26 protein-coding genes and 2 pseudogenes are annotated in these 23,819 nt (G+C 63.9%); 16 read left to right on the forward strand and 12 right to left on the reverse strand.

The window, feature by feature from the left end:
• Positions 1–2: 2 nt before the first annotated feature.
• The 3 genes from EPL01_RS00780 to EPL01_RS00790 all read right to left on the reverse strand — a co-directional run bounded on the left by EPL01_RS00780 (position 3) and on the right by EPL01_RS00790 (position 1,987).
• The gene (locus tag EPL01_RS00780) at positions 3–686 is read right to left on the reverse strand and encodes a hypothetical protein (RefSeq protein ID WP_135823359.1); all 684 of its coding nucleotides are present in this window, start codon (positions 684–686) and stop codon (positions 3–5) included.
• Positions 686–1,186: a hypothetical protein gene (locus tag EPL01_RS00785; protein WP_135823360.1), complete on the reverse strand. Its 501-nt coding sequence runs from the start codon at positions 1,184–1,186 to the stop codon at positions 686–688. Before EPL01_RS00785 ends, EPL01_RS00780 begins: the two co-directional genes overlap by 1 nt.
• Before the next feature lie 456 nt (positions 1,187–1,642).
• Positions 1,643–1,987, reverse strand: a complete 345-nt coding sequence (locus tag EPL01_RS00790) for a hypothetical protein (RefSeq protein ID WP_135823361.1) — start codon at positions 1,985–1,987, stop codon at positions 1,643–1,645.
• Between the two features lie 96 nt (positions 1,988–2,083).
• On the opposite strand from EPL01_RS00790, the gene EPL01_RS00795 reads away from it, so the two are divergent.
• The 3 genes from EPL01_RS00795 to EPL01_RS00805 all read left to right on the forward strand — a co-directional run bounded on the left by EPL01_RS00795 (position 2,084) and on the right by EPL01_RS00805 (position 4,166).
• Positions 2,084–2,485 carry a 30S ribosomal protein S6e gene (locus EPL01_RS00795; protein ID WP_135823362.1) on the forward strand — a complete coding sequence of 134 codons (402 nt, stop codon included), beginning with the start codon at positions 2,084–2,086 and terminating at the stop codon, positions 2,483–2,485.
• 54 nt (positions 2,486–2,539) lie between these two features.
• Positions 2,540–2,980 (forward strand): DUF7112 family protein, encoded by a 441-nt coding sequence (locus EPL01_RS00800; protein WP_135823363.1) that lies wholly within the window; start codon positions 2,540–2,542, stop codon positions 2,978–2,980.
• Positions 2,981–3,050: 70 nt separating this feature from the next.
• Positions 3,051–4,166 carry a YihY/virulence factor BrkB family protein gene (locus EPL01_RS00805; protein WP_135823364.1) on the forward strand — a complete coding sequence of 372 codons (1,116 nt, stop codon included), beginning with the start codon at positions 3,051–3,053 and terminating at the stop codon, positions 4,164–4,166.
• A 48-nt stretch (positions 4,167–4,214) separates the two neighbouring features.
• Here the strand turns inward: EPL01_RS00805 and EPL01_RS22325 are convergent, their stop codons facing one another.
• Positions 4,215–4,346 carry a hypothetical protein gene (locus EPL01_RS22325; protein WP_281275319.1) on the reverse strand — a complete coding sequence of 44 codons (132 nt, stop codon included), beginning with the start codon at positions 4,344–4,346 and terminating at the stop codon, positions 4,215–4,217.
• A gap of 139 nt (positions 4,347–4,485) precedes the next feature.
• Complete coding sequence (gene alaS, locus EPL01_RS00810; protein WP_135823365.1) at positions 4,486–7,278, reverse strand: alanine--tRNA ligase; 2,793 nt, start codon at positions 7,276–7,278, stop codon at positions 4,486–4,488.
• A 448-nt stretch (positions 7,279–7,726) separates the two neighbouring features.
• Between alaS and EPL01_RS21930 the strand changes: the two genes are divergently transcribed.
• Both EPL01_RS21930 and EPL01_RS00820 read left to right on the forward strand, forming a co-directional pair.
• The gene (locus EPL01_RS21930) at positions 7,727–7,999 is read left to right on the forward strand and encodes a hypothetical protein (protein WP_210424029.1); all 273 of its coding nucleotides are present in this window, start codon (positions 7,727–7,729) and stop codon (positions 7,997–7,999) included.
• Positions 8,000–8,045: 46 nt separating this feature from the next.
• The gene (locus tag EPL01_RS00820) at positions 8,046–8,459 is read left to right on the forward strand and encodes a hypothetical protein (RefSeq protein ID WP_135823366.1); all 414 of its coding nucleotides are present in this window, start codon (positions 8,046–8,048) and stop codon (positions 8,457–8,459) included.
• A gap of 219 nt (positions 8,460–8,678) precedes the next feature.
• On the opposite strand, the gene EPL01_RS00825 is transcribed toward EPL01_RS00820, so the two are convergent.
• The 4 genes from EPL01_RS00825 to EPL01_RS22145 form a co-directional block, all read right to left on the reverse strand.
• Positions 8,679–10,421 (reverse strand): hypothetical protein, encoded by a 1,743-nt coding sequence (locus EPL01_RS00825; RefSeq protein ID WP_135823367.1) that lies wholly within the window; start codon positions 10,419–10,421, stop codon positions 8,679–8,681.
• The gene (locus EPL01_RS00830) at positions 10,418–11,263 is read right to left on the reverse strand and encodes an ABC transporter ATP-binding protein (RefSeq protein WP_135823368.1); all 846 of its coding nucleotides are present in this window, start codon (positions 11,261–11,263) and stop codon (positions 10,418–10,420) included. The genes EPL01_RS00825 and EPL01_RS00830 overlap by 4 nt, the downstream gene beginning before the upstream one ends.
• Before the next feature lie 99 nt (positions 11,264–11,362).
• The gene (locus tag EPL01_RS00835; protein WP_135823369.1) at positions 11,363–11,545 is read right to left on the reverse strand and encodes a hypothetical protein; all 183 of its coding nucleotides are present in this window, start codon (positions 11,543–11,545) and stop codon (positions 11,363–11,365) included.
• 197 nt (positions 11,546–11,742) lie between these two features.
• Complete coding sequence (locus EPL01_RS22145) at positions 11,743–14,904, reverse strand: replication factor C small subunit (RefSeq protein ID WP_135823370.1); 3,162 nt, start codon at positions 14,902–14,904, stop codon at positions 11,743–11,745.
• Positions 14,905–15,107: 203 nt separating this feature from the next.
• Here EPL01_RS22145 and EPL01_RS00845 point away from each other — a divergent pair, with 203 nt between their 5' ends.
• From EPL01_RS00845 to EPL01_RS00875, 9 genes and pseudogenes are all read left to right on the forward strand, one after another.
• Complete coding sequence (locus EPL01_RS00845; protein WP_135823371.1) at positions 15,108–16,166, forward strand: bactofilin family protein; 1,059 nt, start codon at positions 15,108–15,110, stop codon at positions 16,164–16,166.
• A 528-nt stretch (positions 16,167–16,694) separates the two neighbouring features.
• Positions 16,695–16,889: pseudogene (samp2, locus tag EPL01_RS21935) on the forward strand (ubiquitin-like small modifier protein SAMP2); the annotation flags it as partial.
• Positions 16,890–16,940: 51 nt separating this feature from the next.
• Positions 16,941–17,552 carry a peroxiredoxin family protein gene (locus tag EPL01_RS00850; RefSeq protein WP_368278967.1) on the forward strand — a complete coding sequence of 204 codons (612 nt, stop codon included), beginning with the start codon at positions 16,941–16,943 and terminating at the stop codon, positions 17,550–17,552.
• Between the two features lie 2 nt (positions 17,553–17,554).
• Positions 17,555–17,956, forward strand: a complete 402-nt coding sequence (locus EPL01_RS00855; protein WP_135823372.1) for a GNAT family N-acetyltransferase — start codon at positions 17,555–17,557, stop codon at positions 17,954–17,956.
• Positions 17,957–18,425: 469 nt separating this feature from the next.
• Positions 18,426–18,626, forward strand: coding sequence for a hypothetical protein (locus EPL01_RS00860; RefSeq protein ID WP_135823373.1), 201 nt, complete (start codon positions 18,426–18,428; stop codon positions 18,624–18,626).
• Between the two features lie 71 nt (positions 18,627–18,697).
• Positions 18,698–18,802 (forward strand): annotated as a pseudogene (locus EPL01_RS21330) (type II toxin-antitoxin system HicB family antitoxin); the annotation flags it as partial.
• Positions 18,786–19,049 (forward strand): type II toxin-antitoxin system HicA family toxin, encoded by a 264-nt coding sequence (locus tag EPL01_RS00865; protein ID WP_135823627.1) that lies wholly within the window; start codon positions 18,786–18,788, stop codon positions 19,047–19,049. The pseudogene EPL01_RS21330 and the gene EPL01_RS00865, both read left to right, overlap by 17 nt.
• A 101-nt stretch (positions 19,050–19,150) precedes the next feature.
• Complete coding sequence (locus EPL01_RS00870; protein WP_210424030.1) at positions 19,151–19,696, forward strand: DUF7342 family protein; 546 nt, start codon at positions 19,151–19,153, stop codon at positions 19,694–19,696.
• 5 nt (positions 19,697–19,701) lie between these two features.
• Positions 19,702–20,193, forward strand: coding sequence for a hypothetical protein (locus EPL01_RS00875; RefSeq protein ID WP_135823374.1), 492 nt, complete (start codon positions 19,702–19,704; stop codon positions 20,191–20,193).
• Here the strand turns inward: EPL01_RS00875 and EPL01_RS00880 are convergent, their stop codons facing one another.
• Complete coding sequence (locus EPL01_RS00880; protein WP_135823375.1) at positions 20,194–21,594, reverse strand: phosphoglucomutase/phosphomannomutase family protein; 1,401 nt, start codon at positions 21,592–21,594, stop codon at positions 20,194–20,196. It abuts the gene before it with no gap.
• A gap of 189 nt (positions 21,595–21,783) precedes the next feature.
• On the opposite strand from EPL01_RS00880, the gene EPL01_RS00885 reads away from it, so the two are divergent.
• Positions 21,784–22,383: an NADPH-dependent FMN reductase gene (locus tag EPL01_RS00885; protein ID WP_135823376.1), complete on the forward strand. Its 600-nt coding sequence runs from the start codon at positions 21,784–21,786 to the stop codon at positions 22,381–22,383.
• A 30-nt stretch (positions 22,384–22,413) separates the two neighbouring features.
• On the forward strand, positions 22,414–23,328 hold the full coding sequence (locus EPL01_RS00890; RefSeq protein WP_135823377.1) for an SDR family NAD(P)-dependent oxidoreductase: 915 nt from the start codon (positions 22,414–22,416) through the stop codon (positions 23,326–23,328).
• A gap of 4 nt (positions 23,329–23,332) precedes the next feature.
• On the opposite strand, the gene EPL01_RS00895 is transcribed toward EPL01_RS00890, so the two are convergent.
• The gene (locus EPL01_RS00895; protein ID WP_135823378.1) at positions 23,333–23,587 is read right to left on the reverse strand and encodes a GIY-YIG nuclease family protein; all 255 of its coding nucleotides are present in this window, start codon (positions 23,585–23,587) and stop codon (positions 23,333–23,335) included.
• A 57-nt stretch (positions 23,588–23,644) separates the two neighbouring features.
• Complete coding sequence (locus EPL01_RS22705; RefSeq protein ID WP_449272267.1) at positions 23,645–23,800, reverse strand: DUF7563 family protein; 156 nt, start codon at positions 23,798–23,800, stop codon at positions 23,645–23,647.
• Positions 23,801–23,819 lie beyond the last annotated feature (19 nt).

Genomic DNA, 23,819 nt, shown 5'->3' on the forward strand with positions numbered 1-23,819 from the left:
GGCTACTCGGGAATGAGGTACTCCGGATTGCAGGAGGCCGTCGGGGTAGTGTGGTACAGCGTCTGGTTCGTTATGCCGTCGATAGACTTGAACCCGAACTCCGAGGAGGCATCGAGAATCTGGTTTTGCCACTCTGAGGCCTTGGCCTGGTTGTAGATGTCGATGCGGGCACCAGCGGCAGTTTCCTGTGAATCCGGCAGACCAGCGTCGTAGGAGTCCATCGGAATGTGCCAGTCGACACCGTCGTAGTTGGCGGTGTCCGTCACGCTACCGGAGTCACCACTAAGCTTCATCTCGATAGCCGCCTTGGTCATCGAGAGATACGGGTCGAGTCCAGCGATAACGTCGAACGCGTCACCGACTTCGCTGGGGAGGTTGAAGTCCCCGCCGGAACTCATCTCGTCCTCGGTCGGGCTGGGCGCGCTGAATTTCTGGTAGAAGTCGTCGTGAGGGTTTGCGATACCGAAGTTCGCGTACCGGGGATAGTAGGCCTTGTACGAGTCGTCCGGGACGGGGTCGAAGTAACCCTCGAGATGCCAGCGGTTCGTGTCCTCGTAGTGAATCTCGTCGTAGGGGAGTTCGAAGCCCGAGACGTTGTCGAAGCCGTGGACGGCGAACTTGTACGTTCCGCCGTCGGTAGCATCGACCGAGTCACCGTCGAGGGCACCGACATCGACTGACACCATTATTTCCACCTCTCGAGACTGCTGGTCAGTTCATCGACGATGTCGCTCTCGCTCTGGCCCGATTCCTTCCGCTGGAGGATGAACCCTCGCTTGGGAGCGTTCACACCGTAGTCAGTGATGCCAGAGATGTTGCCACCGTCAACAGCGGTCGCGTACACCTGTAGGGGCTTGTTGTTCCGTTCGTGTTCACCACGCTTCTGGAACGCGAAATCGCTAAGCGTGGCATTCGCGTGTTCGTTGTGCGCGACGTTCGTCGCTCGCTGGTTGATGGAGAACGACTGACCGTTGAGGTCCACCTTACCGACTAGGTTCTGGTGGCGCTCGGTGATTCGGCCAGACGCCGTGCCGCGGTAGTCCTTGGTCTGGGGGTCGTAGACGATTCCGACGTATTCGTTCGAAGGCTTCGCTGCACCGACTCGAGTAACGAGTCCGGAGCCGAAAAGAGCCGCCGAACCCGTCTTCAGGGCAGCGCGCCTTGTTTTCGAGATGTCTTGAGACATCATTTTCTCCAACGAATGTATGAAATAAGTATATTTCTGAAGAATACTGGTAATTAAAATAATCTGGAAATAGAAATATATTTTATCTATATATGTATTAGGGATGTTATTTTGATACGGGCGAAGCTAATTCATCCACGGCTAACCTCGTTTAGAACGCTTCTAACTACCAAATAGAGTAGTTGGAAAGAGACGGTGTGCAGGCAGCCAGGTGAAAGTAAATAGAATAAACCATAAATTCTGTCCGGTTCTAATTTTTTCGATGATGGGGGAACCCCACAAGATTCATATCTGAAGGGTCAGTCGTGAACACTAATGTCCCCATCGTCCCGACGCGAAGTCCTCCAACTCGGGGGAACTCTCGCCGCCGCATCGCTAGCTGGCTGTTCGTCCCTTCCGTTCACCGACCAGCGACTCACGCTAACAGTGCTTAACTTCGATTCGTCCCCACACTCGCTAAGGGTCGAACTTCTCCAAACGAAGAACCACGAATCGGTATACCAGAAGAAATTTCAGCTCGAACCGCCGACCGGAGACGACGCGGCGTCCGAGATACAGAAATCCGAAATCGCCGAGAGTCGCGCCTACCTCGTTCGCGCGTCGCTCGACGATGTGGGCAAGTCCCACTACCACTTCGTCCCGAATCCTGACTGTCAGGGCACGGATAACCCCGACGAAATCGTCGTAGAAGTCAACCAACGCGACGACAGCGAACGCCCGTACATCACTTTCCTCCGGAACGGAACAATTCGGTGTAGCTGAGACCGAGGCGGCCGACGCCGAAACGAAATCCGCCATCACGGGCGCTGGCTTCGGGTGTCAGCACGCGACCTGACCCGCAGAGCTCGGCCGAATCACTTCGACGTATTTTTAGGCAACATCCCCCTTCTTACCCGTATGGCAGACTTTCAGGTCGTCGTCGCGGACCCCGACTCCGGGGCGACTTACCAGCGCGACGTGGACGGACAGGACGCGAACCGATTCCTCGGCAAAACCATCGGCGACGAGGTAGACGGCGGCGCGCTCGGCCTCGACGGCTACACGGTCGAGATTACCGGCGGCTCCGACTTCGCCGGTCGCCCGATGCGCGGCGACGTCGCGGGTCCGAACCTCAAGGAAGTCCTCCTCGACGGCGGCGTCGGCTACGAGCCGTCCCGCGACGGCGAGCGCAAGCGCATCACCGTCCGCGGCGGCGAGGTCAGCGACGCTGTCGCCCAGCTCAACGTCAAAATCACCGAGACCGGCGACGGCGACGTCGAGGAGCTCCTCGGCGAAGGCGGCGACGGCGACGAAGAGTAGATTTCGACCGTAGACGTTTTCTCTCTCACCCTCTTAGCGCCGACAGTATTCGTCATGGCCGACCGCATCTCTAGCGACCACTCCTCGCTGACGACCGTCCGCGCGACCCTCGTCCGGAGCGGCGGACTCGACCGCCCGAAGGTAGAGATTTCCGCCGAGGACGCCGAGAAGTTCCCCGACGGCGAACTCGTCCGCATCGTCGCCGACGACACCGAGTACCGCGCGCACATCGAGTCGCCGCTGACCGCCGAGGGCCGCGAGATTCGGGGCCTCTACGAGTCGCCGACGCTGGCTCGCAACCCCGAGGACGGCGAGAACCGACTCGAAGACTGGGCCGACGGGACCGACGTCGAGTTCGGCCAGTCGGTCCTCGTGGACGTCATCGAGGCCGGATTCAAGTACGGCCTGCGCGAACCCGGCGAGCGCGCCTTCTACGAGGCCACCGAGTCGCCCGACGACAGTCTGGCTAATATCGCCGAACAACTCGACGGGTAGGCCACGGGAGATTTCCCGTCTCGCCCGACGGGGGCAGAGACGTTTTGCCGCGTGCCACCATGCAACAGGTATGGGGGTTCGAGACGAGGCCGAGCGCGTCGTCAGAAACTCGTGGCGAGAGGTGCAGGCCGAAGACATCACGTTCATGGCCGGGAGCATCGCCTACCACGCGTTCGTCTCGATGCTCCCTCTGCTGGTCTTCCTGCTCGTTGTCCTCTCGGCGGTCGGCAACGACGCGTTCACCGCCGAACTGGTCGATGTCACCGAGCAGTTCCTGACGCCCTACGCCCGCGACCTGCTGGTCGAATCGCTCGACGTGACCTCCGCGAGGACCGGCGTATCGCTTCTGGGCGCGGTCACCCTGCTGTGGGGCATCTCGAAGATTTTCCGGAGCCTCGACATCGCGTTCTCGAAGATTTACGACTCCCAGCACCGGACGACGGTTCTGGACCAAGTCGAGAACGCGCTGGTCGTCCTCTTCGGCCTCGTGGTCGCGGTCCTCTCGTTTCTCGCCGCCGGAACGATATTCTCGCTGTTTCCGGACCTGCCATACCTGCCCGTTCTGAATCCCCTCGTGCTACTCGCGGGCCTCGGAGTCGCGTTCTTCCCGATTTACTACGTCTTTCCCGACGTGGACGTGACGCCCCGAGAGGTCCTGCCCGGCGTGATCTTCGCCGCGCTCGGGTGGACCGCGCTGGAGGCCGTGTTTCAGGCCTACGTCTCGTTCGCGGGTCGGTACGAGGCGGCCTACGGCACCCTCGGGAGCGCCTTCCTCCTGCTCATCTGGCTCTACTTCAGCGGCCTCATCCTCCTGCTCGGCGCGGTGGTCAACGCCGTCCTCGCGGGTCGGACCGGCGACCGGAACCCCCTCGACGAGACCGTGGCCCGGAGAGACCGCGAAGCAGCCGAGAGATTCGAGACCAACACCGAAGTCGACGGCGGTGGGGCCGCGACCGACCGCGAGGCGCTCGAACACTCCTATCGGGAACTCGGACGGGCCTACGAGCGACTCGACGCCGACGGACGGCGACTCGAACGCCGGGTCGAGCGACTGGAAGCCGAGAACGACCGGCTCGAACGCGAGAACGACCGCCTCAAGCGCGAGAACGTCGACCTGATGCGGCGACTGGCCCGGCGTCGCCAGTCGGTCTGGGAACGGGCGAAGCAGTGGGTGTTCGGCGAATAGGAAACCGAGAGGTGAATCGAGAGAAGAAAACCGGGACAGGGAAAGCCGTCAGTCCGCGTAGAACGCGGTCAGCATCTGCTCTAACTCGGACTCGCCGTCACTCTCCTCGGAGACGTTCGGTTCGTCTTCGTCCGAGAGCGGGTCCGCGGGGTCACGTGCGGAAGGCTGGTCGCATGTCACGTTTGGAATCCATCGGAGTGTAGAGACTCTGGTAACTTTAGTATGTTGTGGTGATTTTGTGCATGGGAATTACTGTCACTAGATGCGGAAAATAACGGAGGAGAGCGAGAGCCGAGGAGAGAGGAAGCGTATCGGTCTTTCAGGCGTTCTGGACCTGCTGCAGCACTTCGGGGGCCTCCGCTAAGGCCTCGTCCAGTTTCTCGGCGTCGGGGCCGCCGCCCTGCGCGAAGTCCGGCGGGCCGCCGCCGCCCCCGCCGACCTTGCGGGCGAGTTCGCCGACGACCTCGCCAGCGTTGACGCCGACGCCGTCGGGCACCGCGACCACGAACGTCGCGCCGTCGGCACCGCTTCCGATGACCGCGATTTTGCCCTCGTCCGCGAGGGCGTTGGCGGTCGCCCGGAGTTCGTCCATGTCGGCGTCGAGGCGCTGGATGACCGCGGTCGAGTCGCCGACCTCGACCTCCTCGCCGCTGCCGCCGCCGGAGGCCCGCGCCTCGGCGAGTTGCTCCTTGAGGTCCTCGATTTGCTTGCCCCGGTCCTTCCACTCGTCGAAGAACCGCTGGGCGGTCTCGGGGACCTCCTCGGGGGCCACGTCGAGGATGTCGGCCGCCTCGGCGAGCGCGGTCTCGGTGCGCTGGGTGGCCTCGATGGCGGCGTCACCGGCCGCGAAGGTGAGTCGCTCGACGCCGTCCTGCACGCGCTCGGTGTTCAGAATCTTGATGGTGCCCACGTCGCCGGTCCGGCGGACGTGAGTGCCACCGCAGGCCTGCACGTCCTCGGAGACGTGGATGAGCCGGATGTTCTGGCCCGCCGGGATGCCGCCCTGATAGAGGTCGAAGCCGTACTCCTCTTCGGCCTCGTGGCGGTTGGGCCACTCCTGTTGAACCGTGGTGTTCTCCATCACGAGTTCGTTGGCGACCATCTCGATCTTCTCTTTGGTCTCGCGGTCGATGCGCTCGTAGTGGCGCACGTCGATGCGAGAGCTGTCGATGCCCTTCTGGGCACCCGCCTGCCGGACGTGTTCGCCCAGCACCTCGCGGGCCGCGTGGACGACGAGGTGAGTCGCGGTGTGGTGGCGCATCAGGCGGCGGCGGCGCTCGCGGTCGATCTTCCCGCGGACGATGTCGCCCTTACCGAGTTCGTCGTCGGTCCGGTGGAGGATGACGCCGTCCTCGATTTGCACGTCGCTGACCTTCACGCTCGTATCGTCGGTGGTCAGGGTCCCGCGGTCGGCGGGTTGGCCGCCGCCCTCGGGGTAGAACATCGTCTGGTCCAGCACCACGTCGTACATCGTCTCGCCGTCGTCGCCTTCGCCCTCGCGCTCGAACACGTCGAGGACGACGGCCTCGAAGTCGGTGCCGTACTGGTCCTCGTAGTACTGGCGCTCGGTCTTCGGGAGGTCGGCGAGGCGGTCGTCCTCGTCTTCTTCCTCCTCAAAGGCCTGCCCGCCGTCGTGGCGCGAGGCGACGACGCTGTAGAAGTCGTCGGGGACGTCGACCTCGGTGCCGAAGTCTGCGGCTATCTCCTCGACCATGTCGGGTTGGATGCCGTGGGAGTCGTAGAGTTCGACCAGTTCGTCGGTCGGAATCGGCTGGCCCTTCTCGGCGTACTCCTTGGCGAGGCGCTCGACCCGACGACCGCCCTGTTCGAGCGTCTCGCGGTACTTCTCGACCTCGGTCCGGACGATGTCGCGGATGGTGTCGCGGTTCTCGTACTCCAGTCGCTCGGCCTGCATGTCCACGAGTTCGTCCAGCGGGGCGTCCACGCCGACGTTGTCACAGAGGCGCTTGGTCCGGCGCAGGACCATCCGGGCGAGGTAGCCCGTGGCGACGTTGCTCGGGACGATGCCGTCGCCGAGCATGTAGGCCAGCGTCCGGCAGTGGTCGGCGATGGCGTAGATGTCTTCGAGGGGTTCCAGCAGGTCTTCGAGGCGGGACTTGGAGACGTCGAGTTCGCGGGCGATGTTGTCGCGGGCGGCCTCCATGTCCTCGGCCTCGTCGATGTCCATGTGACCGGCGAGTTTCGAGGCGCGGTGGACGAGTTTCTCCTCCTCCTCGGAATGCTCGATACCGGCGTTGTCCTTGAGGAAGGCAATCATCTCGGGGTAGACCGCCTCGTAGACGGTCGGCGTGCCCTGAGAGACCCACGTCCAGCGTTCGAGGCCGTAGCCGGTGTCCACGATGTAGGTGTCCATCTTCGAATACCGGTTGCCGTCCTTCATCTCGTAGTCGCCGTCGGGGTCCGCCTCCATCGACATGAAGACCAGCGTGGCGAGTTCCGCGCCCTTGTAGATGACCTCGATTGCGGGTCCGGCGTTGCCGCCGCCGACCCACGGGTCCTCGATGTAGGTGATGTCTTCCAAGTCGGCCCCCATCGACTCGAAGAACCGGTCGCAGTACTCGACGGTCTCGTCCTTCCAGTAGACCTCGCCGGAGTAGGCGTACTCGTCGCCGACCTCCTCGCGGGCGTTGAAGGCGTGGTGGGCCATCATCTCGAAGGCCATCGTGTGCCGTCCGGTCTTGCCCACGTTGTCGATGTCCTGCATCCGGATGCAGGGCTGGCTGATGGTCAGCGGGTTGGCGGGCGGCGGGGTCTGGCCCGACGTGACCAGCGGCTGGAAGTCGTAGATGGACGCCTGCGTGAGCAGGACGTCGTCGCGCCAGCGGTTCGCCGCGACCGGGTAGGGTTCGATTCGCTCGTGGTCGTTCTCCTCGAAGAACGAGAGGAAGGCCTCCCGCATCTCTTCGAGGGTGTACTCGTCGGGGAATCCGGGGTCGTCGATGAACTGGTAGTTCTCGCAGGGCGGTTCGCCGCAGGTCTCTCGGCCGGTGTCGCGCGTCCAGAAGAAGTCCCCGCAGTCGGTACACTCCTTCCTGACGAATCCTTCCTCCTCGAAATAATCGAGGCGGTACTCCTCCTCGAGCTCGCTCATATTATGCGTAATTCGCCAACGAACGGGTAAAACAGTTCCGCAAGTCAGCCACGGCGTCGGTTACGGCAAGACCTCGGTGAGAGTGCTACTCAAAGCCGCTACTTATTTGTCTTGGGAACGTTAGCTTAGTATCATAACGGAGCAACCGCCAATCCCCAAATCGACTATCGTCCCTCTCACCCTGCTCTACACCCAACACCGGTCGAGTGTCGATGGGGCGACGCGGTTCCAAAAACTCGTTTTCCTCGCACAGCTGGAGACGGACCTTCCGGAGACGTACACCTACCATGCGGACCAGTTCGGTCCATTCTCACCGCAGTTACACTCGGACTTAGACGAACTCGCACAGCGGGGATTTCTCGAACGAAACGAACAGACGAACGAGGTCGGTAACACGAAATACGTCTATTCGATTACTCCTGATGGAATGGCAGTCGTTCGAGGATTGTTGGACCGGAGAGACGGAATATCGAAGGTTTTCGAGAAGCTACAGGATGTCAAGAAGCAATACAACGACGAGCCGTTGCAGGAGCTACTTCGATACGTGTATCGGAGGTATCCGTCGTACGCGACCGAGACAGAACTCGACACGGACCGTCTGTTCGACCCGGACACACACTCCCAGTTTCTCGACCCCGATTCTGACGACCAGTACGTCGGGACAGCACCGGGAGAGTGGAAAGAAGTGAACTCATCGGCAGAGGATATTTTCTCGATTTGAGGATGGGAGGCATAGGTAACGAACGGCGGCCGCCCGAAGATCGCCTTTGGGGGCCGACCGCGCCATCCTCTACCTCGAAGCTCCGGTCATGACGTTAGCTGACCTCGATGGGTCACGTGAGCAGGATTTCCGCAGCGAAGCCCGGAAGTTCCTCGATTCCCCGGCGGCGGCGTTCGACAAGCATCCTGACGACTACGTCGGTCACATCCGAGAACTAGGGTCGAAGACGCGAGGTTTCGCAACGTGGTGCCAGAGTCCAGAGATGAATCGAGAACTCTGCGTCGTCCACGAAATCTACCGAAAGGAGAACGAGAGTGATTTCTGGCCGGACCTCGAAGACTACAATGCAGAAGGTCAAACGTTCGCAACGAAGTTTGACGAGTTGGAGTCGGACAGCTATGGCGAGTGGATCGACTCCCTGCGGTCGCGTTCTGGTGTGGAAGTCGTCACCAACGAGTAACGACTCTTACGAACGAAATTGTCAGCGCAACGAATAGTCCGTCTCAGTTCAGCGCGTACCCCTCGAACAGCGTCCTCTTTCGACGGCTTCTGAGAATACGACACCGAACGCTCCTCTCTCCGTCTCCGCGACTACCACGAAGCTACAAGAGAGAAATAAAAATATGCCTTTCAGTACACTTTTTATTGTCTAAAAAACGAGTTACATGTCTTTCGTCACTCAGTCCACCGTGAACTCCTCGAACGCTCGCGTCGCGTACCGGAAGGCGACGACAGGCCCGACGACGCCGACCAGCACCCCGAGTCCGGCCCCGAGTACCGTCACGGCCACCTGTGAGAGTCCGACCAGCGCGGCGACGAATCCCGCAATCGGCGGAACCAAGCCGACCACCGCGCCGACCGCCCCGCCCAGCAGCGCGATGGAGTAGGCCGCGAACGCGCCCTTGCTCGGCATCGTAATCTCCCGGCTACGGAACACCTCGACCGTGCCGAACCGCGGGAAGAGGACGCCGATGCCGACCGCCAGCATCGCACCGACGACCACGAGGAGCGCGCTCACGAGAGTCAGCGTGACCCACCGCACGGGGTCGAGTGGACTCAGCACGCCCGCCAGCGCCACCGTCGCGGTCACGACCGGGACGCCCACCAGCGCGGCAGACAGGACGTGGCCGACGACGAACTGTCTGCCCGAGACGCCCGACAGCAGGGTCGCGGGCAGGACCGCGCCCTCGTCGCCGAGGGGGTTCAAAACCATCGCGCCGACCGCCCACGCGCCGTAGAGCGCGACCATCGCGGGCAGAGTGGTCGGCACGCCGCTCTCGAAGGCCGACCGGAGCGGCGCGTAGAGGAAAAACAGGGGGTAGGCCACGTAGAGGAGTCGAATCGGCGCGCGCTTGGCCCGCCGCCACGCCGCCAGCGTGACGGTTCGCGTGGGTCGGGAGAGCGCGCCGCCGAACGCCGAGAGCGCGCGCTCGCCGAGGCTCGCGCCCGCTCCGCCGGATTTGGGTGGGGTCGGGGTACTGTCGGCTGTCGAACCGGGCGCACCCCCACCGGTCATCCCACCGGGCGCGGCCCCCTCCGCGCTATCTGCGCGTGCTTGCGTCTCCGATTCGTCGTCCTCCTCGGCCTGCGCACGGTCGGCGTACCACAGCGTCGTCGCCGAGCGAATCCCGACCGCCGCGAACGCCGGGAGCAAAACTGCGGCCAGCGCCACCGCGCCGAGCGCGTGGAGTGGGACCGCCTCGACGCCCGGCAGGCCCAGCAGGGCGGCGTCGCCGAACCACGCCAGCGGCGTGCCCCGGAGCGCGCGCTGGAGGAAGGCGACCACGTCGTTGAACGCTTGGGACGTGACCGCGAGGAAGTAGAGGCCGAACGCGACCACCAGCAGGGCGGTCTTGTGGCGAGCCAGCCACGGCGACCGGAGCGTGACCCACTTGACGCCGACCCCGACCGGAAAGCCGATGGAGAGCGCCACGGCCAGCAAAATTCCGGCGGTCGCGGGAATGGCGACCAGCGGCGTAACTGCGCCCGAACCGACCGCGAGCGCGGTCCCAATCGTGAACGCCGGAATCGCAGTCACCATCGCCATCCGGGCGTACTCCGCCAGCAGGAGGCCGAGCGCGGCGTCTCTGGCGGGCACGGTGGTCAGAATCCCCGCCGGCGAGTCGAGTTCGCTCTTGCCGCCCGCCGAGCGCGCCGCCGCCAGCGCCGCGACGCCGACCCACCCGACCGCGGTCCCGCCCCGGACCAAATCGAGGAGCGGGAACTCGAAGGGAATCGTCGGGAGCGACCGACCGAGGCGGAAGGCCAGATAGCCGCCGCCGACCGTCGGCAGGGCGACCCAGAACAGAAGCACGATTCCGAACGCGAGGGTCTTGGAGCCGGTCGAGCGGACCGTCCGGACGCTCCGACGGACCTCGACGCGGGCGATTCGAGTCGCGTGCGAGAGGTCGGGGAGCCTCATCGCGGGCGCTCCGACTGCCCCCCGGCGTTCGCCCGCTCGCCGAACTCGGTCGTCTCGCCCGGACGCTCGCTGGTCACTTCGAGGAAGACCTCTTCGAGCGTGGACTCCTCGCCCGACTCGGCGCGGTGGGTCAGCGACTCGGGCGACCCCTCGGCGACGAGTCGCCCGTCGTGAAGCACCCCGACGCGGTCGGCCAGTTCCTCGACCACGGGGAGGATGTGCGTCGAGAGGAAGACGGTCATCCCCTCCTCGCGGAGTTCCGAAATCAGGTTCCGGACGGTCCGGGCCGCGCGGGGGTCCAGCCCCGAAGTCGGTTCGTCCAGAAACAGCACGTCGGGGTCGTGCAACACCGCTTGAATCAGCGCGGTCTTCTGCTTCATTCCCTTCGAGTACGTCGAGATGCGGTCGTCGGCGTCCCCCGCGAGGTCGAATCTCGCCAGCAGGTCCCGGATGCGCCCGTCGGCCTCGCTCTCGGGCAAGTCACGGAGTCCCGCGACGTACTCCAACTGCTCGCGCCCGGTGAGTTCGTCGTAAATCGGCGGCTCCTCTGGCAGGTAGCCCAGATGGCCGACCACCGCGTCCCGGTCGGTGATGGACTCTCCGGCGACCCACGCTTCCCCCGACGAAGGCCGGGTCAGCGTCGTCAGCATCTGCATCGTCGTGGTCTTGCCCGCGCCGTTCGGCCCGAGGAAGCCGAAGACCTCGCCCCGAGCGACCGAAAACGAGAGGTCCCGAACCGCCGCCTCGTCGCCGTACCGCTTGGTCAGCGACTCGGTTCGGATGGGCGACTCGGCTCGGGTGGGCGACTCGGCAGCATCGGGAGCGTTCGGCCCGTGGCTCATACGCTCTCCTTCGCCGACGAGCGACAAAAAACTGGTTCGCGCCAGCGTCGTCGGCCGCGGTTTCAGCCGACCGCAGTTTCGGTCGGCCGCAATCGTTCGTCAGTCGTCCGCGACGGACGCGGCGTCGTCCATCGCAGACGCTGGCGAGTCCGACCGAGCGCTGAGCGGTTCGGACCCGCAGTTCACGCAGGCGTAGCTGTCATCGACGGTTTTGACGACGGGCGCGTTGCACTCGATACACTTGAGCTTCGCGTCCCGTACCTGTCGCGGATAGCGTCCCATGATGTACTCTCAGACGGGTACGGCGGTCCGGAGTATAAGCCAGACGGCCGTTCGAAACAGTTTCTCGGGATAATGCGGCGTTTCCCGACGCGAGCGAACGTTTCGACTCGCCGGAAAACGCCGAGACCGACGAAACGGCCGATTGTTATCGGGTCAGCCTCGCGCTAACGGTCCCACGGGCGGTCAGCACGGGGCAGTCAGTGGTCTTCGAGCGAGAGCGACGCCAGCAGGGCCTCCAACTGGACGCGCTCGTTGGCACCCTCGCTGATTCGGTAATCGACCTCGCCGACGCGGTCCATCAGGCGGACGGTCGCCTCGTCGTCCAAGTCGAACTCCCAGACCGACCGGTGGAGTTGGTCGATGATGTCGCCACCGGCCATCCCCTTCTCGGTCAGCATCTCGTCCAACTTGTTGCGAGCCTTGCTGAACTCGCCGTCGATGGCGTGGCGGACCATCGTCTCGATTTCCTCGGGCCGGGCGGTGCTGGTGATGGAGAAGACGGCCTCCTCGTCCACGACCTCGCCCATCACGGCCGCGGCCTGCAGCGCGTTGATGGCCTTGCGCATGTCGCCGTCGGCGGCGTAGACCAGCGCGTCCACGCCCTCCTCGGTGGTCTCGATGCCCTCCTGCTCGGCGATCTTCCGGACCTGCGAGGCGACCCCCGAGTCCTCGATGGGACCGAACCGGAAGGTGGCGCACCGCGACTGGATGGGGTCGATGATCTTGCTGGAGTAGTTACACGAGAGGATGAACCGAGTGTTGTTCGAGAACTGCTCCATCGTCCGGCGCAGGGCCGACTGGGCGTCAGACGTGAGGCTGTCTGCCTCGTCAAGAAAGATGATGCGGTAGTTGTACCCGCCGAACGACGACCGCGCGAAGTTCTTGATGCGGTCCCGGACCACGTCGATGCCGCGCTGGTCGGAGGCGTTGAGTTCGAGGAAGTTGCTCTCCCAGTCGTCGCCGTAGAGTTCCTTGGCGATAGCGACCGCCGAGGTGGTATTATGCATCACCGTCGGAACAGTTCCTGCCACGTAGTTTCGGGTTTCTGGGACGGTAAGGTCGTAAACCCGACGTTCATCAGTAACCGACTTGACCGACTCGACGGTATCGTAGTAGAGGTTAGCAGTCGCTATCGTATTTAGGGCGTGAATATTTTCGAGGACAGATTCTGAGAGCATCTCCGATGCCACATCTTGAACTCGGTCGGTAATCGTCGAGAAGCGAGAGAGCGAGGTCAGGTCGTGGCCTTCGTTTTCGAGAAGGTTGATGACATCTGTACCGCGTAATTGAGTTCCGTCTGCGAGATGCTCGTACGGAACGTTTAGTTCCTCGACAGCAGTCGTTAATTCGTTCTGTAGCCGTTCGACTGGGGGTTCGGTTTCGAGTGACTCTACCTCCACCAGCAACTGGCCGGTCCGCTCTGCGGTCGGCGTCCGACGGCCGTCGGCGTATTCTAAGAGGTAATCAGAACGAATCCCCGTCTCGGATTCGACTTCTTTCCGCGTTTCAAGTGGTTCGAGTTGCTCTCTTTCGCCGACCCACGTTGCAGGCGTTTTAGCGACTGCATCGACCTGCGACGAAACCTCGTCGAGTCGCTGTAGTACCTCCTGTGCAGTTTCGAGCTTCGTCGCCGCCGCGTCCAGTACACGGTTGAGGTCCTCCAGATAGTTCTCGCGCCCCGGGCTCTCGGGATTCAGCGTTTCCGTGAGTAACGCTCCCTTCTCCAAGTAAAGTTGTTCTGAGAGCTCGTCCACGGTGTCTTGGACGACCATCGTGTCATGATTCGGGTTTCGGCTTTTCGCCACAGCGGAACGTAACCGAGACGCCTTCTCGTCCATCGTGAATCCGACGGCTTCCTCGAACCGAGCGAGGTTTCGCCCACCAGAGACGTAGAGGGTGTGGTACTCACTTCGGGAGTCACTGCCGTTCGTCGCTCGCTTCTCGTCGGTTTTCCGACGGCTGGGAATGCCAAAGCTAGCGAGTAGATACGATAGAAGCGTTATCAACTGCTCGTCTTTCTGTGTGAGTTCGATAATGCCGTTCTTCGTGACGTGTGCTTCCGAGTCGAAAACCGACTGGAGGAAGGCCGCTCGACTCTCTTCGTCGGCAGTAACGAGTGAAGACCCGATTCCCTCTGTGTCACTTTCGGACGAGAACACGTCGAAGCACGAGTCCAACAGATGTGTCACGGTGCGAGTGTTGACCTCTCTATACGGAACGCCTTTTTGAGTTCCCTCCGTTACGTCGGTGTCGAACACGTCGGTTGCTGAGCGTTCGAATTGCCGGAGCAGTTCTTCGTCGGAGTTGTAGAACTTTATTCGGCCGTTCTCTATCCTCGCCTCACTAACTGCGAGTCCGACAAATCGCGCCAACTCCGGAGTGGCGGACCAAGGCGGATTAGCTGGCGGAGAGCGTTGGTTGTATCGCGTGACGTACTGGACTTTCCGGACGTGTTTCTGTAGTTCGCCGAACGAACAATCGAGTTCACGGAGGAACGAAAGCGAGCAGATCGTCTCTGTGGCATCCAGATCGATATCCTCGGCTTCCCGTCGATACGCCTGAACGGTCTTTCGCGGTATATCTACGTTGTCCGCTATCGTTTCGACACTCTCTCCTCGCCGAAGCCTGCGGAATACACGCTTTTTCGTTCCGACCCAGTTCTCTTCGGCCGGGATTTCGTGTTCGGCGGCGAACTCCTCGGTGACATGAACGAGCGTTCGTTCGCCGTTCATCTCCTGTAGCCAATCGAGATTCTCTCCCGGCTCTGGGGTCGGGATACGAAGCGGCCGAGCAATACGGTCTCCTTCCTGCAAGTTCTCTGCCTGTTTCCATTCCAGACCGTTCTCGGTGAGAACTGACAGCCGATGCTCCGGCGTTACCGTCATCTCAGACCCATCGCGGGTGTCGATTTCCATCAATTCGGCTGTCTGCTTGCCGAAGACGTGAGATGGTTCCGTGTACTCGAAGCCGTTTTCTTCGTCGAATGTCAGTACCTCGAGTCCATCGTCGGGTTCGTCGAACCCTTCTGCATCACCGACTACGGATTCCATCTGCTCGACGCCATGACCCGTCAATACCGGCGTCTCTCCCGTTACACATTTCCCCACGCCAGCAGGCCCCGAGAACAGCAGATTCGGCAGGTCGTCGCGCTCGACGTAGCGACTCAGGCGTGCGGTGATATCGTCGTGGCCCGCCACCTCCTCCAGTCGTTGGGGCCGGTACTTCTCGATCCAGATTTCGTCCCGGCCGGCGTCGGGGGCCGCCTCGGGGTCGGCCTGTTCGTCGGCCGCGGCCGCCTCCGACTCGGCCGTCTCCTCGACTTCGGCCGCCTCGTCGGCCTCGTTCTCGACCTCGCTCATGTGAGACACGAGGAGCTAGCCGGTCTTAAACTCCCCGAGGTTCGGGCAGGGCGAAATCTCGATTACGCCGGGAGTGTCGGGGGTGAATCGGCAATCGGTTGGTCAGGGTCGGTCGGCGGTCGGGCAGCGGTAGGAGCGGCTTAACCCGCGAGCGAAGCGCAAATCGGGCAATTACTATCTGTCGGGGGACAGACAGAGATTGCATGGACAAGCGACTCGTAGCGGTGTTCGCGGCGCTCGTGGTCCTCGCCGCGGTCCCCGCGCCCGTCGCCGCCGAGGAGACGCGGTCGGGCGGCACCGTCGTGGTCGAGGAGGGCGAGACAGTTGACGACGACCTGACCGCGTTCGCCGGGACGGTCATCGTCAGGGGCACAGTCAACGGCGACCTGACAGCCTTCGCTGGCGACGTCCTCGTCGAGGGGCAGGTCAACGGCGACGTGACCGGATTCGCGGGCAACGTCAGAATCGAAGGCGACGTGACCGGCGGCGTGGATGCGGTCGCTGGCAACGTCATCGTCGGCGAGGAGGCCAGCGTCGGCGGACAACTGGAGGCCGCGGCGGGCAACGTTGTCGTCGACGGCGAGGTTCGGCAGGACGTTCGGGTCGGCGCGGGCACCATCAACGTCGGGCCGAGCGCGGTCGTCGGCGGCGACTTCGTCTACGACGGCGACCTGAATCGCGCCGAGGGTGCCCAGATTGCGGGCGAGGTCCGCCAAGAACCGAACGTCGGCCTCGACCTCGGGTTCACCGGGCCGCTGGTGCCCAACTGGGTCGGGTGGATATACGGCTTCCTCGTCAACCTCGCCCTCGGGGCGGTGGCCCTGCTGGTGTTCCCGCGGTTCTCCTCGGGCATCGCCGACCGGGCGACCGCCGACCCCCTGCGCTCGACCGGGGTCGGACTGCTGGTGTTCGTCGGCGTGCCGATACTCGTCGCGCTGCTGTTCATCTCGCTGGTCGGGATTCCCCTCGGCCTCCTCGGGATGTTGCTCTACGCGCTGTTGCTGTGGCTCGGGTACGTCTACGGCGCGCTCGCGGTCGGCGTGTGGATAATTCGCAAGGCCGACACGGGCGACCGCTGGCTGGCGCTGTTCGTCGGCCTCCTGCTGGCCGCACTCGTCGGCCTCGTGCCGATTCTCGGTGGTCTCGTCCAGTTTTTGGTCCTTCTGCTCGGACTGGGCGCGCTCGGCCTCGGCGGCCGGAGTCGGTACCAGCGACGGCGCGACCGCGAGTCGGACGAGGAGTTCGGCTCTGAGTCGATTTAGGCGGGTGTGAGAGACCGGATTTCGATTCGCAGTTGCGATTTCAAATTTCTGTTCTCGCGCTGACTCGACAAACCACTCTCGGCGCGCGCTGGCGCGGCGTCTCGTCGTCCTGCTGAGCGTAGCGAAGCAGGGCTCGGAAGACGCGAGTTGTCTTCCGGTGCCGCGCCATCGGCGTGCGAGGGAGTCGGCCGCTTCTGGCGGCCGACGAGGTTGGGGAGGCGTGAGGCCCGCGGTTGCGGTGTCTGCGCGAGCGAAGCGAGCGCAGGCTCGGAAGTCGCATGCCCGCGCAGGGAGTGAAGCGACCGAGCAGGACCGTCTTCCGGTGCGGGGCGGTGCTGTGCGGGGCGGTGCTGTGCGGTAACGCCTCGGCTTCGGCAATAGCTAGCTTCCTCTCGCTTTCGTCCTCCGCGCTCCGAGGACTCATTCTCACCTCGACTCCTCCTGAACGCCACTCCGCAACACCCGAACCCAAATCCTCACCGAGAAACCCCGACACGCTTACCACCTGCGCCGCGAAAACCCTATTCCATGAACGTGACAGTCGAGGTCGTCGGCGAGGAGAGCCACGACTTCGAAGTCGAGGACGCGACCTACGCCGACCTGCTGGCCGAGGTGGACCTCAGTCCGCACGAGGTCTCGGTGATGGTGGACGGTCGCCCGGTGCCAGAGGACCAACCCGTCGAGACCGACCACGTGAAGGTCCTGCGACTCATCAAGGGCGGGAGCGCGCCCGGGAACGACGACGGAAACCGAACCGAGGCCGAAGTCGGAACCATCTCGGACGAGGCCGAGGCCGGACCCGTCTCGGAACTCGACCGCGAACGCGATGATTTGGGCGTCTCGGACCTCGACTTCGAGTTGCCCAACGCCGGGGCGGGACCCGACCCGCTCGTCCTCTCGGACCTCGCCGAGAGCGGGGGCGACCGGACTGTCGCGCGGAGTCCGCGAAGCCCCGCGACGGGGTCGAACGACGTCGTGGTCCTCTACTTCCAGCGCGACTACCACTGCCGGAAGTGCCGCGAGCAAGTGCAGAGCGTCGCGGACCGCTACGACGAGTTCCGCGACCGGCGCGCGGTGGCCGTCTCGGTCCTCCCCGAGTCGAAGGAGAAAGCCGAGAAGTGGCAGAAGAAGCTCCACCTACCCTTCCCGTTGGTCGCCGACGAGGAGAAGACCGCGGGCGAGCAGTACGGCCAGCCCACTCGATTCGGCAAGTTGGGTAGTCTCTCGGACCTCGTGGGGCGGATGCCCGAGGTGGCGATACTCGACGCCCGCGGCGGACAACTGCGGCTTCACGCCGTCCACCGCGGCGACAACCCGACCGACCGGCCCTCGGTGGACGACGTGCTGGCGATGGTAGACCGGCTGCTCGCCGACGAGCGCGAGTGAAAATGTCCGTGAGCGTCCGCGAAGCGACCGCCGAGGACCAACTCGACGTGCGCCGAGTCCTCGACGCCGCGATGCTGGACGTTCGGGACGACCTCGGCGAGCGCATCGAGGCCGGGGACGTGCTGGTGGCGAGCGACGGCGACCGCGATTCGATGCTGGGCGCGCTCGTTCTCGTCCCCCGCGACTCCGGCGCGCACATCGACGCCGTGGCGGTCCGGCGAGCGCGCCGGGCGCAGGGCGTCGGGAGCGCGCTGGTCCGGGCCGCCGCCGAGCGCCGCACGCCGCTGACCGCCGCGTTCGACCCCGGCGTGCGCCCGTTCTACGAGTCGCTCGGCTTCGAGATTTCGCCGGTCGAGGGCGAGGACGAACGGTTTCGAGGGCGGTACGACGGAAATGGGGAGTGACGCGGGCGAATTTTCCTTTCTGACCGGCGCGTGCGAGCGAGACGCCGTAGTGCGTCTCGCCGCGCGCGAGGGACGAGCATCGCAGGGAGAAGCGACCGGAGGGAGCGACGACCGAGACGCGCAGGAGGGTGGGGAGGACGAGGTGCGGTCGCGGGAGACGGCTTGGCTCACGCCTGAAGCTAGCTCCTTCTGCTTTCCCGCTGGTGTTCGTCACTTGCTGGTCCGTCTCTCGTTCAGTCTCCTGCTGTCCCTGCCGAATGACGACGAGGAGGGTCCGAGAGAAATATAAACAATCACTAAAGAAATAATTAGAAGTTGTAGAAAGGCATATACAATGCTTTCGGCCGTCGCTCGTTCGGCTCGGACCTCCTCCAACACCGAGTCACGCCGACGCCGAATCCCGCCGATGTCGAACCTCCGAGAACCAAAATCCAACAGAGCCAACTGTCCGGACTCCCCTCTCGTCGGCATGGACGAGACGCGACGCCGACGACTGGCGCTCATCTGGACCGCGTTCGCCGTCGTGATGGCCTACGTCACGCTGGCGGACGGGGTCGAGATGGGGACGAGCGACCTCCTCGGCGCGGTCGCGGTGGCGATGGGCCTCGGGTTAGCGTACCTCTACTACGCGAACCCGCGTGGGATGTTGGACTTCGGGAACGGCGAGTAGAAACCGGTGTAGAGCAACGCCCCGGGACGGACGAACATTTATCCCCGATAACGGGCCTACGTACTGATAGAATGGCTAGCGCGACCAAAAACGGCCCCTCAGAGGGAGTCGAGTTCATCTACGAAGACGACGGGAGCGTTACCGCCAAGGATATCGAATCTGGTCTGGCGCGCGGGAAAGGTTCGGACGACGTTCTCCGGTCGAGAGATTCTCTCAGTCCTGACTGATTTCGGCTACGTTCCCCAATCCCACAGAGGGAGCCACGTCCGGGTCCGATACGAGCATCCGGAAACCGGAACCGTTCGGAACGTAGACCTGGCGCTCCACGACGAGGTCAAAATTGGCACGCTCGAATCGATTGCCGACCAATGCGGAGCAGACGACGTCCGCGAGTGGTGTCGGTGGGTGGACGAACACTGCTGAGACAGTATGGAGTGAAAGATAGACCAGTCAACGATTAGCTCTCACTAATCCGCGAGCGTCCCAAATTATTTGAGAGAAAAAGTCCAACTTTCTGCCGAGAGGTGAACGACGTGAACTCGTGGAAAGACGAACTCAGCGCCCGAGACCGGATTCGAGAGGTCGCTACGACGGTCTCGCGCCCGCGGTCGGTGAACTGGGTCCGACAGGAGGCCGACGTGTCGTGGCAGACGGCGAAAGACGAACTCGACAGACTGGTCGAACACGACCAACTTCGTCGCGTCTTCCCCGACGACCGAAAAGAGTCGGCCGAGGACCCCCGATACGTGCCGGATTACAAGACGCAGTATCTCTCGCGTATCCGAGAGCTAACCGACGACTACACGCGCGAGGAGTTACGCGAGGAAATCGCGGCGATTCAGGACGAGATTCACGGTTGGAAGGCCGAGTTCGACGTCGAGAGTCGCCGCGAACTCGAATCCACGCTCACCGACGAGGACCTGCTGGGCGACGAAGTCCGAGAGCGCAATCGCGTCCTCCGGCGGTGGGAGCGCAACGAGGAGACGAAGACGCTCCTCCAGCACGGTCTCGACCTGTACGACGACCTCGCCGACCTCGAAACCGACTCGTCGGCAACATCTCCCGCCTGAGTCGCATGCCGCCGTTTCCACTCTTGCTCGCCAATCGAGCGCGACTCACGCAAGAAACCGTCCACGAGTCCATCCACGAGTGGCTCACCGGCCACGCCGGTTTTCATGACGTTCGATATGCGCCCTCTCGCATCCGTCGGGAAGAGGTCCACGCCGAAGTCGACCCCGACGTGATGCTGGAAGCCGACTACGACACATTGAGCGCGCGACTCGAAGTCCAGTTCGAGTTCCCGCAAAGTGCTGGGTACGACTACTACCGGATTCAGTGGGTCGAACCGGACCGCGACTGGTCGGTCGGGTGGCATCAGGACGACCACCGGAACGACCTCGGCGAGTGTCACCTCCAACTCGACCACGAGACGGAAGTCGCGGACGTTCGCTCTGCGGACTTTCTGGATTCCCATCCCCTCAACGTCCTCGAAACTCGGTTGACGCAACTGCCGGACGTACTCGGCTGGATTTCGTGGGACGAGGGAAAGCCGCACTTCGATTCGTGACTACACCAGCGGTTCGACTAACTCACGACCTGCATCGAGCAACGCCGACACCCTGTCCTCGCTCGCGGCCTCGGCGTACACCCGCATCTTGGGTTCGGTCCCGCTCGGGCGGACCAGTAGCCACGACCCGTCTTCGAGCAGAATCTTGAACCCGTCGGTGTCGTTGACCTCCTCGACGCGTTCGCCAGCGACCTCGTCGGGGAGTTCGGCCCCTAACTCCGACAGCACGGCCTGCTTGCGGTCGTCGGGACAGTCCACGCTGACCTTGCTCTGGTGAATCTCGCCGAACTCGTCCAGCAGGGCGTCCACGCGGTCGTCGTAGGACCGCTCGTTCTCGACAGCGCCAGCGAGCAGGGCCATCAGCACGCCGTCCTTCTCGCGGACGTGGCCCCGAATCGAGAAGCCGCCGGACTCCTCGCCGCCGATGAGGGCGTCGGAGTCGTCCATCGCCTCGGCGACCCACTTGTAGCCGACCGCGGTCTCGACCACGTCTTCGCCGTGGGCCTCGGCCACCCGGTCCACGAGGAAGGTGGTCGAGACGGTCCGGACCGCCGGGCCGGAATCGGATTCGAGGAGGTAGTCGTACGTCGCCGCGAAAAAGAGGTTCTCGTCCAAGAAGCCCCGGTCGGGGGTCACGACGGCGATTCGGTCCGAATCGCCGTCGTTGGCGATGCCGAGGTCTGCGTCCTTCTCGCGGACCGCCTCGACCAAGCCCTGTAGGTTCTCGGCGCTCGGTTCGGGGTTCGTTCCGCCGAACTCGGCGTCCTGCTCGCAGCGCCGCCGGTGGACGGTCGCCCCGGCGCGTTCCAGCAGTTCGTCGGTGAACCCCCGGCCCGACCCGTGCATCGCGTCGTAGACGACTTCGAGGCCCTCCAAATCCGCGTCGGCGTCGGGACCGACGCCCACGAGGTCGAAGACGTGTTCGGCGTAGGGTTCCAGCAGGTCCTCCTCGCGGACGCTCCCCTGTTCGTCCTCGGGGAGCGCGCGGGGTTCCGCGATGCGGGCCATGATTTCGTCGGTGACCTCCGGCAGCGCGGGCGCGGCGTCGTGAGGGAAGTACTTCACGCCGTTGTAGTTGGGCGGGTTGTGCGAGGCCGAGACGACCAGCGCGCCCGCCAAGTCCCGGTCCGCGATGGTCCAGACCGCCAGCGGCGTCGGGCAGTCACGCGGCGGAATCAGCGCGTCGAAGCCGTTTGCGGCCAGCACGCGGCACAACTCCTCGGCGAATCCGCGCGACGTCTCGCGGGCGTCGTAGCCGACAGCGACGGTTCCCTCGTCGCGGTCCTCGACCTCGCGCAGGTAGTCGGCGACCGCCTGCCCGACCATCCTGACCCGAGGAGCGGTGAACTCGTCCAGCGTCGCTCGCCAGCCGTCGGTTCCGAACGAAATCGGCGTCTCCATACCCGGAAGGACTGGGGCCGCGCCGAAAAAACCACCGCGTGGCTCTGTCCCGCGAACCAATCGGCATTCGAACAGATTTCGAACCTCCCCACGACCGGCAAATCAGCCCCGCTGCGGATTGGTACGCGTTTTTACAAAAACGAGATTCTGGAAACTGTTTTCCCTCTCAGTCTCCTTCCTTCGAACAAGATGAACGAGAACCCTGTCGTCGTCGCGCTGGCCGGAAGCATGCGCGACGGGAGCTACACCCGGACCGCCCTGAAACACGCCCTCGCGGCCGCCGAGGAGCGCGGTGCCGAGACCGAACTGCTGGACGTCCGCGAGTACGACCTCCCCGTCTTCGACCCCGACGAGGACGAACCGCCGGAGGCGACCGAACTCAAGCGCAAGATTCGGGAGGCCGACACCGTCCTCTGGGGAAGCCCGGTCTACCACGGGTCGTACTCCTCGGCCTTCCGGAACGTCCACGACTACTGCGGGTTCGACGAGTACGAGGACACCACGGTCGGCCTGCTGACCTGCGCCGGAGGCGGGTCGTTCGCCAGCACCCTCGACCACATGCGGGTCACGGCCCGGGGAGTCCACGCGTGGGTTCTGCCCCATCAGGTCGGCATCCGGAGCGCCCGCGACAAAATCGAGGACGGCGAAATCGTAGACGAGTCCATCGAGGAGCGCGTCGAGAAACTCGGCGAGCAGGCCGTCGAGTACGCCTACATCCACCCCGACGTGACCGCGCCCGACGCTGGCGTGGACGCCGAGGGCCAGCAGACCGCCGAGGCCGACGATTAAATCCGACCGACTCGTAGCTGGGGTCGAACCATGAGCGAGGTCGTCCTCCTGACGGGCGGGACCAGCGGAATCGGCCGCGAGGCCGCCGAGATACTCGCAGCGCAGGGCGCAATCGTCCTCTTCACGGGGCGGGACCGCGAGGCCGGACGAGAAGTCCTCTTGGCGGTTCGGAGCGCCCATCCGGAGAGCGCGGGCGAGTTCTACCGCGTCGATTTCGCGGACTTCGAGGCGGTCCGCGAGTTGGCGCGCGAGATTCGGGCGGACTACGACCGCCTCGACGCGCTGGTCAACAACGCCGGGACCTCCCAGAGCCAGCGCCGGACGACCGAGGAGGGCGTCGAGTTCACCTTCGCGGTCAACCACCTCGCGCCCTTCCTGCTGACGAATCTCCTCGTGCCGCGCCTGCGCGAGAGCGCCCCCGCACGAATCATCAATACGACGAGCGCACTCCACGAGAACGGCTCGCTGTCGGACTTGGAGGCGGTCGTCCGCGGCGAGGAGGCGGACGGGAGCGGAGCGTTCGACGGACTCGACGCCTACGCCGACTCGAAACTGGCGAACGTCCTCTTCACGGTGGAGTTGGCCGAGCGACTCGCGGGGACCGGCGTGACTGCCAACTGCGTGCATCCGGGGTGGATTCCACAGACCGGCCTCGTCCGGAACTCGACCGGCTTCGCTCGGGCGTTCACCGGCGCGGCCGCGCTCGTCGCCAGCGTCGCCCCGGTCGGCCCCTTCGAGAGCGTCGAGGGGGCCGCCGACGCGCTGGTGTATCTGACCACGAGCGACGAGGTGGCCGACGTGTCTGGCGCGTACTTCGACCGAAGAGAGCGGGCTTCTCCCGCGAAAGTCGTCGGGGACGAGGAGCTACGGCGTCGGCTCTGGCGGCGGAGCGCGGAGTTGGTCGGGCTTCCGGCGTCGGTGCCCGAGGGCGATCCGCTGGCGTGAAGAGCTATCCGCCCTCACCTTCGACCAACCGTTCCTTCTCGGCGCGCGTGAGCTGTTTAATCTCGTACTCGCGGGACATCGCCGCCGACTGTGACTCGAACCGCTCTTTGTGGACGAGTTCGACCGGCGTTCGCCCGCGGGTGTACTTCGCGCCCTCTCCTCGGTCGTGTTCGCGGACGCGCCGCTTGACGTCGGTGGTATAGCCGGTGTAAAAACTGCCGTCGGCGCATTCGATAACGTAGACCCAGTGGACCGACACGCCTTACAGGCTTCGCGTGGTGGTTCTTAGCTTTTCGATTCCCGCCCGTTCGACGGGCTATACGTTCGCCTCTCTGGCGCGTTGGCGCGCAACTTCTGCAATCCCGGCGTTCGCCGAACACGAGACGCACGCTCGAACTGCGCCGTTCTCGTCGGCGAATACTCGAGCGAAACGTTCCGAGACGTGCGCGCCGCAGTGGTCACACTTTGGCATTGGGTGTCATCTGGCAGGG

It is taken from the genome of Halorussus ruber (assembly GCF_004765785.1).
GTDB lineage: Archaea > Halobacteriota > Halobacteria > Halobacteriales > Haladaptataceae > Halorussus > Halorussus ruber.

Bases quoted from the DNA above. Each gene is read 5' to 3' on its own strand.
- EPL01_RS00860 (WP_135823373.1), top strand. From the start codon at position 18,426: ATGGACGAGACGCGACGCCGACGACTGGCGCTCATCTGGACCGCGTTC.
- EPL01_RS00800 (WP_135823363.1), top strand. From the start codon at position 2,540: ATGGCCGACCGCATCTCTAGCGACCACTCCTCGCTGACGACCGTCCGC.
- EPL01_RS00780 (WP_135823359.1), bottom strand. From the start codon at position 686: ATGGTGTCAGTCGATGTCGGTGCCCTCGACGGTGACTCGGTCGATGCT.
- EPL01_RS00880 (WP_135823375.1), bottom strand. From the start codon at position 21,594: ATGGAGACGCCGATTTCGTTCGGAACCGACGGCTGGCGAGCGACGCTG.
- EPL01_RS00885 (WP_135823376.1), top strand. From the start codon at position 21,784: ATGAACGAGAACCCTGTCGTCGTCGCGCTGGCCGGAAGCATGCGCGAC.
- alaS (WP_135823365.1), bottom strand. From the start codon at position 7,278: ATGAGCGAGCTCGAGGAGGAGTACCGCCTCGATTATTTCGAGGAGGAA.
- EPL01_RS00855 (WP_135823372.1), top strand. From the start codon at position 17,555: ATGTCCGTGAGCGTCCGCGAAGCGACCGCCGAGGACCAACTCGACGTG.
- EPL01_RS00835 (WP_135823369.1), bottom strand. From the start codon at position 11,545: ATGGGACGCTATCCGCGACAGGTACGGGACGCGAAGCTCAAGTGTATC.
- EPL01_RS00890 (WP_135823377.1), top strand. From the start codon at position 22,414: ATGAGCGAGGTCGTCCTCCTGACGGGCGGGACCAGCGGAATCGGCCGC.
- EPL01_RS00805 (WP_135823364.1), top strand. From the start codon at position 3,051: ATGGGGGTTCGAGACGAGGCCGAGCGCGTCGTCAGAAACTCGTGGCGA.
- EPL01_RS22145 (WP_135823370.1), bottom strand. From the start codon at position 14,904: ATGAGCGAGGTCGAGAACGAGGCCGACGAGGCGGCCGAAGTCGAGGAG.
- EPL01_RS00825 (WP_135823367.1), bottom strand. From the start codon at position 10,421: ATGAGGCTCCCCGACCTCTCGCACGCGACTCGAATCGCCCGCGTCGAG.
- EPL01_RS00845 (WP_135823371.1), top strand. From the start codon at position 15,108: ATGGACAAGCGACTCGTAGCGGTGTTCGCGGCGCTCGTGGTCCTCGCC.
- EPL01_RS22705 (WP_449272267.1), bottom strand. From the start codon at position 23,800: ATGCCAAAGTGTGACCACTGCGGCGCGCACGTCTCGGAACGTTTCGCT.
- EPL01_RS00830 (WP_135823368.1), bottom strand. From the start codon at position 11,263: ATGAGCCACGGGCCGAACGCTCCCGATGCTGCCGAGTCGCCCACCCGA.
- EPL01_RS00875 (WP_135823374.1), top strand. From the start codon at position 19,702: ATGCCGCCGTTTCCACTCTTGCTCGCCAATCGAGCGCGACTCACGCAA.
- EPL01_RS00785 (WP_135823360.1), bottom strand. From the start codon at position 1,186: ATGTCTCAAGACATCTCGAAAACAAGGCGCGCTGCCCTGAAGACGGGT.
- EPL01_RS00795 (WP_135823362.1), top strand. From the start codon at position 2,084: ATGGCAGACTTTCAGGTCGTCGTCGCGGACCCCGACTCCGGGGCGACT.